Source organism: Cupriavidus sp. 8B (genome assembly GCF_054589115.1).
Genome location: NZ_BAAILO010000412.1, coordinates 170,249 through 178,730, shown reverse-complemented (window position 1 = coordinate 178,730; position 8,482 = coordinate 170,249). Strand labels below are relative to the sequence as shown.

Annotated in this window: 9 protein-coding genes; 3 read left to right on the top strand and 6 right to left on the bottom strand. The window is 66.0% G+C overall.

Going from position 1 to position 8,482, the window contains the following annotated elements; all coding sequences use genetic code 11:
* From ACYP5B_RS39525 to ACYP5B_RS39510, 4 genes are all read right to left on the bottom strand, one after another.
* A partial coding sequence (locus ACYP5B_RS39525) for a PHP domain-containing protein (protein WP_459573254.1) occupies positions 1-1,616 on the bottom strand: 1,616 nt, incomplete at its 3' end.
* Positions 1,617-1,625: 9 nt separating this feature from the next.
* The gene (locus tag ACYP5B_RS39520) at positions 1,626-3,203 is read right to left on the bottom strand and encodes a Y-family DNA polymerase (protein ID WP_459573253.1); all 1,578 of its coding nucleotides are present in this window, start codon (positions 3,201-3,203) and stop codon (positions 1,626-1,628) included.
* Positions 3,136-4,056 carry a translesion DNA synthesis-associated protein ImuA gene (gene imuA / locus ACYP5B_RS39515; RefSeq protein ID WP_459573252.1) on the bottom strand — a complete coding sequence of 307 codons (921 nt, stop codon included), beginning with the start codon at positions 4,054-4,056 and terminating at the stop codon, positions 3,136-3,138. Before imuA ends, ACYP5B_RS39520 begins: the two co-directional genes overlap by 68 nt.
* 124 nt (positions 4,057-4,180) lie before the next feature.
* The gene (locus ACYP5B_RS39510; protein ID WP_459573251.1) at positions 4,181-5,569 is read right to left on the bottom strand and encodes an MATE family efflux transporter; all 1,389 of its coding nucleotides are present in this window, start codon (positions 5,567-5,569) and stop codon (positions 4,181-4,183) included.
* A gap of 176 nt (positions 5,570-5,745) precedes the next feature.
* On the opposite strand from ACYP5B_RS39510, the gene ACYP5B_RS39505 reads away from it, so the two are divergent.
* A complete protein-coding gene (locus ACYP5B_RS39505; protein ID WP_459573250.1) occupies positions 5,746-6,219 on the top strand; it encodes a MarR family winged helix-turn-helix transcriptional regulator in 474 nt (157 codons plus the stop codon).
* Between the two features lie 33 nt (positions 6,220-6,252).
* Here the strand turns inward: ACYP5B_RS39505 and ACYP5B_RS39500 are convergent, their stop codons facing one another.
* Entirely contained in the window at positions 6,253-6,693 is a 441-nt protein-coding gene (locus ACYP5B_RS39500) for a winged helix-turn-helix transcriptional regulator (RefSeq protein ID WP_459573249.1), read from the bottom strand.
* A gap of 140 nt (positions 6,694-6,833) precedes the next feature.
* On the opposite strand from ACYP5B_RS39500, the gene ACYP5B_RS39495 reads away from it, so the two are divergent.
* On the top strand, positions 6,834-7,055 hold the full coding sequence (locus ACYP5B_RS39495; protein ID WP_459573248.1) for a hypothetical protein: 222 nt from the start codon (positions 6,834-6,836) through the stop codon (positions 7,053-7,055).
* A 156-nt stretch (positions 7,056-7,211) separates the two neighbouring features.
* On the opposite strand, the gene ACYP5B_RS39490 is transcribed toward ACYP5B_RS39495, so the two are convergent.
* Positions 7,212-7,721 carry a winged helix-turn-helix transcriptional regulator gene (locus tag ACYP5B_RS39490; protein ID WP_459573247.1) on the bottom strand — a complete coding sequence of 170 codons (510 nt, stop codon included), beginning with the start codon at positions 7,719-7,721 and terminating at the stop codon, positions 7,212-7,214.
* Positions 7,722-7,842: 121 nt separating this feature from the next.
* Here ACYP5B_RS39490 and ACYP5B_RS39485 point away from each other — a divergent pair, with 121 nt between their 5' ends.
* Positions 7,843-8,352: a MarR family winged helix-turn-helix transcriptional regulator gene (locus ACYP5B_RS39485; protein ID WP_459573246.1), complete on the top strand. Its 510-nt coding sequence runs from the start codon at positions 7,843-7,845 to the stop codon at positions 8,350-8,352.
* Positions 8,353-8,482 lie beyond the last annotated feature (130 nt).

Here is an 8,482-nt window from a genome sequence, read left to right as displayed (position 1 = left end):
CCCCGCGCCCGGCCCACGTCGCGCAGCGCGCTGCGCGAGCGATAGGTGATCAGCGACGCCGCCAGCGCGGCGCGGTGGCGGCCGTATTTCTCGTAGATGTACTGGATGACTTCTTCGCGCCGCTGGTGCTCGAAGTCCACATCGATATCCGGCGGCTCGTCGCGCTCGCGCGAGAGAAAGCGGCCGAACAGCAGGTTGGCATCCTCCGGATCCACCTCGGTGATGAACAGGCAATAGCAGACCAGCGAATTGGCGGCCGAGCCGCGCCCCTGGCACAGGATGCCGCGGCTGCGGGCAAAGCGCACGATGTCGTGCACGGTGAGGAAGAACGGCTCGTACTGCTTCTCGCGGATCAGCGCGAGCTCTTCCTTCAGCTGCTTGCGCCATCTCGGACTGAGGCCTTTGGGAAAGCGCCGCAGCACGCCTTTCATGGTCTCGCGGCGCAGGTAGCCAAACGGCGTCTCGCCCAGGGGCACCAGCTCCTCCGGGTACTCGTAGCGCAGCGACGCCAGCGAGAAATCGCACAATGCGGCGACCCGCAGCGTCTGCGCCAGCGCCTCGCGCGGGTATAGGCGCGACAAGCGTTGGCGCATGCGCAGGTGCTGCTCGGCATTGGGAGCCAGCGCCATGCCGCACTCGGCCAGCGGCTGGCCCACGCGGATCGCGCTCAGCACGTCCGACAGCGGCTTGCGCGAGCGCACATGCATGGTCACCGCGCCGGATGCCACCAGGGGCACGCCGGTAAGCGCTGCGGCTTGCTCCAGCCGCAGCCGGTGCGTGGCATCGGCATAGCCCTGCAATTGCTCGAGCGCGATCCAGCCGCGCTCGCCAAACGTCTGCTGCATCCATTGGGCATGCTGCAGCAGCTCGGCGGGGTCCGGGCAATACGCGGGCAGCAGCAGCGCCAGGCAATCAGGCATGCCGCGCAGGTGGGCCTGGTCCGGCTGCGGCGCGGCGATGTCGTCGGGATGCAGCGCATAGGCGCCCTTTTGCACGCGCGTGCGGCCCAGCGTGATCAGCTCGCTGAGGTTGCCAAAGCCCTCCCTGTCCTGCGCCAGCAGCACCAGCCGCAGCACGGGCTGGCCCGCGTGGTCGGTAAGCGTGAAGCGGCTGCCGATCAGCAGGCGGAAATCCTGCGCGGCGCGGGCCAGGGCTAGCAGGCGTTCATGGCGGCGCAGGCGGGCCTGCATGGCTTCATCGGCGCTCCCGGTGGCAGTGGCGTCCGGCACGGCGGGGAATTCGCCGTCCGCCTGATGCTCGCCGTCTTCGTGGTCGCCCTCCTCCGGTTCGTCCGTGTGCTCGTCCTCATCTTCATCCAGTCCGGCGGCCAGCCGTGCCGCGCTGCGCTCGGCCGCATCGCGGGTGCGTTCGCGCAGGTCCTTGAGCGCGTGGTGCGCGCGGGCCGTGCCAGCCACCGAGCATTCATCGGTCAGCGCCAGGCCGCGATAGCCGAGCGCAAACGCACGCTCGATCAGCTCGACCGGATGCGACGCCCCGTCCAGGAACGTGAAATTGGAGATGCAATGCAGCTCCACATAGTCGGGCAACGCCGGCAGCAGCGCGCTAAGCGCCGGCGGCAAAGCAGAAAACGAAGGGCTGGCTGGCTGGCTCGACATGGCAAGGACTCAGGCAAACAAGCCGTGCAGGAACCAGCGGTACTCGCCGCTTTCCTCGCGCCCGGGGCGCTGGCGATAGACCCAGCAACGCAGCCCGTCCGCCCGCTCCGCAACGAAGTAATCGCGCGTGGCCAGCGCGCCGTCCCACCAGCCGGATTCGATGCGCTCCGGCCGCGAGAGCAAGGTCAGCGGCCCGCCGTGACAAGGCCGATGGCGCTGCACGGTGAGCGCGTTGGGCTGCTCCATCAGCCACAGCGGACGCTCCGGCATGCCCGCCGGGGCACGCGCCGCCTCGCGCGGGGCGCGGGCCGGCATTTCATCCACCGGGCACCAGCGGTTGGCGCGCTCGGGCCGGTGGTCCGCCAGCGGCTGCGGTTGCAACACGTTCTCCCGGCCCAGCCGCGCCATCAGCGTATCGAGCACGCGGCCCAGCTCCGCCGGCGTGCCGCCCGGCTCGGGAAACAGCGCATCGCTCTGCGGCAGGCAGGTCTGGACCGACTCCACCACCAGCAGCAGGCTCACCGCCGGCACGCGGAACTGCACCTTGTCCAGCCGCTCCTGCAATAGCCTGGACAAGTGCGCCGGATCGCGGCTGGGCTGCGCCAGGCTGATCGTCACCGGCGTGGCCGGCGTCTCGGTGCCGAGCCGGTAGCGCTCATGCTCCAGCCGCAGCACGAGATGCGTCACACCCGCCTGCTGCACGGCCAGCCAGCCGGCCAGCGCCAGCAGCAAGCGCTGCGCGCCCGCCATCACGCCCTGGACGGATTCGGTTCGGCCCGGCAGCTCCATGCGCTGCGAGAAGGTGGCCGGCGCGCTGAACCACGTAAAGCGCACCGGCACCTCGCCATAGGCCTGGTCCAGCCGCGCCAGCAGGTCCGGCCCCAGCCGGCGCCGCAGGCCTGCGCGCGGCAGCGCCCGCACCTCGCCCACGGTCCGGCAACCGATGCCATCGAGCCAGCCCTCGTCCGCCAGCCCTTGCAGCATGCCCACCGGCAGCCGGTCCAGCAGCCGCGCCATGCGCTGCGGCCGCACCGCGCGCCGCGCCGGACGCACCAGCGCGCCACGCCGATCCCGCCGCAGCGGCTGGGCCGCCAGCCACGCCGCCCCGAAGGCGGTGGGCCCGCAGCCCAGCTGCAGGAACACCCCCAGCCGCCGCACCCGCGCATACACCGCCCGGCACAACGCAAGATGCCCGCCAAACAACCGCAGGCTGGCCCCGGCATCGATCATCACGGTAGCCGCCTCGGGATCGGGATGCACCGTGACATTCGGCGTGAAATGCAGCAACGCCAGCGCCAGCGCCGTCATCACCTGCGCCTCGGCCGCCGGCCCGCGCTCCAGCTGCACCACCTGCGCCGACAACGCCTGCACGCCGCCCCGACGCATCCCCGCCTGCACCCCCAGCGCCACCGCCGGGCCGTTAGCCAGCACCACGCGCTCGCGCTCCATCACCGCCACCGGCACGCTGTGGTGCAGGAGGCCGGCGCACGCACCGGCAGCGCTGGAAGCGCCGGCGGGCTCAGGCCAGTTCGGCTGCAGCGCGTCCAGCGACAGGCGCGGCAGATGCACCGCGATCCAGTACGACATGGGCATGCTCTCCCGCGATGGTTTGGGAAGTCCGGGAAACCGGGGAATAGGAAGGCACTGGCGCAACGAGGGCTGGCGAGGACAACGGCAACGAAGGCGCCCTGTCCGGCACCGCCATCATCTCGCCCAGCGACAGCACCAGCGGCGTATCGCGCACCGGCCCGCGCCGCTTGTGAAAGCCGATCGACACGGCATTGCCCCGCGCCGGCGACAACAACAGCCGCAGCACCGCCGGCGATGACTCGCGCAGCACGCTGGCCGGCCGGCACGCCCACACCACGCCGTCGCCCGCCTGCGCCAGCACCTGCAAGCGCCGCAGCGCCTCCGGGCGCGCCGTGGGCAGCCAGACCATCACGCCGCCAAACGCCTGGCTGCGCAACACCTGCTCCGCCGCCCACAGCACATCCGCCTGCGCCGCGGCCCGGCTGGCGCCAGCGGGCGGGCGCACCCAGTACAACTGGCGCGCCGGCAAACCCCATTCGGCCAGGCACATCGCATTGGGCAGGTACGGCGGCCCGATCAGTGCCAACCGCCGCTGCGCGGCGGCCAGCGCCAGCAAGGCCGGGCGCAGCAGCCGCAACTCGCCCACGCCGGGGTCGGCCAGCAGCAGCTCTGTGAGCGCGCCCACCGGCCAGCCGCCGCCCGGCAACTCGGCCGAGAGCGCGTCATGGCCGGTCGGCAAGGCTGGCACGCTGCCCGCCCGGCCCAGGTGGCCAAGCTGCCCCGCCCGCCACAGGCCGGGATAGCGTTGCTCCAGTGCATCCAGCGCCCCCTGCCGGTCGGCCACGGGCGGCTGCGCCAAAGGCGAATCGCCCGACGTGTCGGGCGATATTGGAAAGAGTTGGGCGGTCATGTGATGCTTGCGGCCCAGCCTGCGGGGGCTGAGAGGGAGTTTCCGGTCACTGTATGTTTATACAGTATCACGGATGCGCGCAAGGGTGAAGCGGGCGGGCTTGCAGCTTGGAAACTGACAATAGTTAGTTGCGCTGAGCGTCGGTCCAAGTTCCCGCGGAGATCGACCAGAAGATGCACCCGCCATAGAGCAGCATGGCTAGCGCACCCAAGGCGAAATATTGCGCGAGCGACGCACCGTAGGCCATCGCCGCCGCCCCACCACCGACGAACAGAAAGAGGCGCAACGCGCCGGCAACAAGGGGCCACTTGAGGCGTCCCGCGCCCTGGGAGGCAAAGTACAGCGAGAAGCCAAGCGCGAAGAAACCATAGAGCGGGCCGACGATGCGCAGGTAGAGCGTCCCGGCCTCAAGTAGCTGTGCATCGGCACCGAAAAGGCGCAGCCAAGCTTGTGGCCACAGCGCTGCCGCCAACCCCACCAGTTCGGCAAGCACGAAAGCCATGCAACCGCCGTGGATGGCGATGCGCCTGGCGCGCTCTGTCTGGCCTGCACCGATATTGGCACCGACCAGCGCGACCATCGGCGCGCCAAGGCCGAAAGCGATTGGTATCAGCAGGTATTCGAGGCGCACAGCAGTAGCATAGCCGGCCAGCGCAGCAGTGCCGCTGTAGTGTCCGACCTGAGCTGTCGTCACGGCGATCAGTGCGTTGGTGAGGACTGGGTTCAGGCACGCAAGCCCGCCGACGACGAGGATGCTGCGCATCGGTGCCCAGCGCAGCGTGCCGGCGGACAGGCGCGCGGCGCAGCGACCCGACAGGCAGTACCAGCCCAGCACCAGCGTGCCCGCCGCGTAGTACACCACCAGTGCCCACGCACCGCCTGCCACGCCCAGCCTGGGGAACGGGCCGAAACCGAAAATCAAGCACGGCGACAAGGGGATCATCAGCGCTGCTCCGACGCATATCACCATGCCGGGCATCGACATGTTTCCCGTACCGCGAATCACGCTGGCAAGAGCGTTCATGGCCCACATCAGCGGCAGGGCAGCGAAAAGCACGCGGCCATATGTGCAGGCAGCATCCAGGGATGCGCCATGCGCGCCGAGCAACGAAAACAGCGGCCGCACGCCGACGAACAACAAGAGCGAGAAGATCGTGCCAATCAGTACATTGATCGCCAGCGCGTGGCGGGCGAGTTGCTCCACCAGGACGGCATTGCCAGCGCCAAGGGCGCGTGCCACTGCAGAAGAGATGCCCCCGCCCATCGCTCCCTGCGACATGTTTTGCATCAACATCAGTACCGGTATCACCACCGCGACACCTGCCAGCACGTCTGTGCCGAGCTTGGCGAGGAACCATGTCTCAATCAGTCCAGTGGACGACTGCGCCAACATCATCAGCATATTCGGCCAGCTCATGCGGGCGAGCATCGGGACGATTGGCGCCTCCAACATCGACCGCAGGCGAGGATTGGCAGCGCGCGGCATTGCGGCGCTGGTTGAAACCATGGTCATGTCCTGTCCTTCCTCGACTGCATCACGCGACGCCTGGATACTTGCATATACACGCACATCAATTTACTTGCATATACCAGCATCCGTCAAGGTCGACTACAATGGAGAGGTTGGTCGTACCGCGTGCTAGTGCACTGACACAGGAAACGAGCAAAACGCCAGGAGGGAAACCGACAATGCCGTCATCGATCCTGAAAGATCCCTTGGTCTGCAATGGCGCCGCGCTGCGCAAGGCAACGCGGCGCATTACGCAACTCTATGACGCCGCGCTGGCACCGTGCGGGCTAAGCGTCTCGCAACGCTCGATCCTCTTGCATATCGCACGGGGTGGCCGCCCCACCATGACCGAACTGGCTCACGCCATGGTGCTGGACCGCTCTGCGCTGGCACGCAATATCCAGCCGCTTGAGCGCGATGGCTACCTGATACAGACTCGCGACGAACTGGACGGCCGCAGCCGGCGGGTGGAGCTAACGCCGGCGGGACGTGCCAAGTTGGTCGAATCGAACCGGCTGTGGCGACGCGCGCAGGACCGCTTCGAGACGGTTTATGGGACCGAGCGCGCGGCGGCGCTGCGATTCTCGCTAGCCGAGATCTACTCCGACGAGTTCGCCGAGGCGTTCAACAGCGGCACGCCACTACATCTGTAATGCGAACAGCCGAACCTCGCTGGGCCGCCTGAATCAGGAATCGCGCTGGGGACGTTGATCCCAAACCACCATGTCTTCGCAGACGATTTCCGAGCCATCTGCCCGCACAAGCGGTGCCGCCCGAATCTCTTTTCCCGTCTTCGCATCGTAAAGACGCGTCACAGCCCCCTCAACTTCGGGTGACCATTGGTCCGCCCAAGACTTCAGCGCAACATACACAGGGAAGAATGCCTTCCCTTTCTCGCTCAGATGGTAGGTCTGGCGCCTTCCTGCGATATTGGTCCGGCGCTCCAGGAGGCCGTACTCGACCAACGACCTGAGTCGCGCGCTCAGTACGTTTGAAGCGATCCCGAGTCCTTTCTCAAATTCATCGAAGCGGGTCCGTCCGTAAAACGCCTCGCGCATGATCAAGAGGGACCAGCGATCACCCACTGCGCGCGTCGCGTCGGCTACCGCGCAGCGCCTTTCAACCATTTGTTTCTCCTGAGTCATATCACGCGCATCACCACCTGAGCCCCTCAGTTGCTTTCATGATAAAAGCTGCTATAGTTCAATCATACTTGCATGATGCAAGTAACTTGATGAGATATCTCGGTTGTGTTGAGGAGTTTCAAATGATCACCAAACGCCTGTTTAGCGCCGTCCTTATGTTGGGAGTAGCAGTAGCAGCAATGGCTACTGCGGCAACCCGAAATGTTGATGTTCGCGCTGACGTTCTGCCCCCTACGCCGGAAGTCTCGCGCGCAGACGGTCAAGCACCGAACAGCCAGGTCGTTGCCGATTCGCTAGACAACGCGCGCTCGGGGGATGGCACGCTGTACGGCTATCGAGTCTGAGGATCGCCGATCGGTTTATCACAATTTTTACCACCTGCCCGGCCGATCTTGTGCTCCGTGGTGCATCGCCGGACAGGTTTTTTGGATGCCGATACCTGCCCCCCAACAATTCGGATATCGACTGGAGTCTCGAGCCGGGCTGCTCGTCGTGCGAGGTCAGCTTTCGCTTTGCGCCGACATGTATTCGGCCGCATCAGCCAGGCGCCTGCGCACACCTTCGCTGGCCGCCGGCCCAGGTGCAACGACGTAACGTGCAAGATTTACCGGGTTGCCATTCTTGGCGTCCACCAGGACGGGGTTGACGCTCGCGCCCGTGTCCTTGTCGACCAACTGCACGCTCACGCCCTCTGACGCGAAATACTTGTTACCCCACTCAAGCATGGCCAGTAGAACCGGAAGGAAATCGCGCCCGCATTGGGTCAGGACATATTCGAAGCGCGGCGGCCTCTCCATGTACTGGCGCCGCTCGAGCAGGCCCTCTTCGACCAATCCATTGAGCCGGCGAGTCAACATGTTGGGCGCGATATCCAGATTCTTCTGGAACGTATCGAAGCGTGTTGCGCCGTAGAAGGCTTCGCGGAGGATCAGGATGCTCCACCACTCTCCCACACGCTCGAGACCGCGCGCGATCGGACACTGCATGTCCCTGAAAGTCTTTCGTTGCATAGCGCCCCCGGCATCTCAACTGTAACTATCAAGATGATAGCACCTGCAACGCCGATCGGACCTGCCCCTTTAGGAGCCGGACAGAGTGGAGTCCGAAGCACGACCTAACAGGATTGTTCACATGATGACATCCCCCCTTTCGTTGGTTCGAGATGCAGCGAACCAACAGGAGATCGACTCTGACGCCAACAGCAAGTTTTTGTTGCTGGCTAACCGATTGAAAAGGGCATTGTGGAATGCCCAGGAAATCGAACTCGCGAGGGAAAATCTGACCGTTCCCCAATGGCTGATCCTCTCCGGACTGGCTTCCAACAAGGGGGCAACGCTCACGCAATTTTCCCGTACGCTTGGCTATAACGCGGGCTCCCTGTCGCGCGTCGTTCAACAGCTCAAGGTACGAGACCTGATCGTGGTGGGCAGCGATCCAGATCGGCGCCGCGCTCCCCTGGCGCTCAGCGAAGCAGGCCTTGCCCTCTGCGATGCAATTGAATCGCGATCTGGACAACTGCAGTCCCTGCTTGCGACCATGCTGGGAAATCAGCGAATGGCGTTGCTGGCGGAGCTGATGGAGCGCGCCATCGCCATGCTGGAAGCGGAGTCCCGCGCTTTCGCGGAGGATCTGCAGCCCTGAGCCATCATCCGCGGAGCCTGGGGATCTCCGCCCCGGCTGCATCCATCAGTTCCTGATCGGCGTGGGCATGGCCCCAAAGACCCCAGCCACCCGGCGCTGCCTCGGCCAGGATGACCCACGTGCGTTGCGC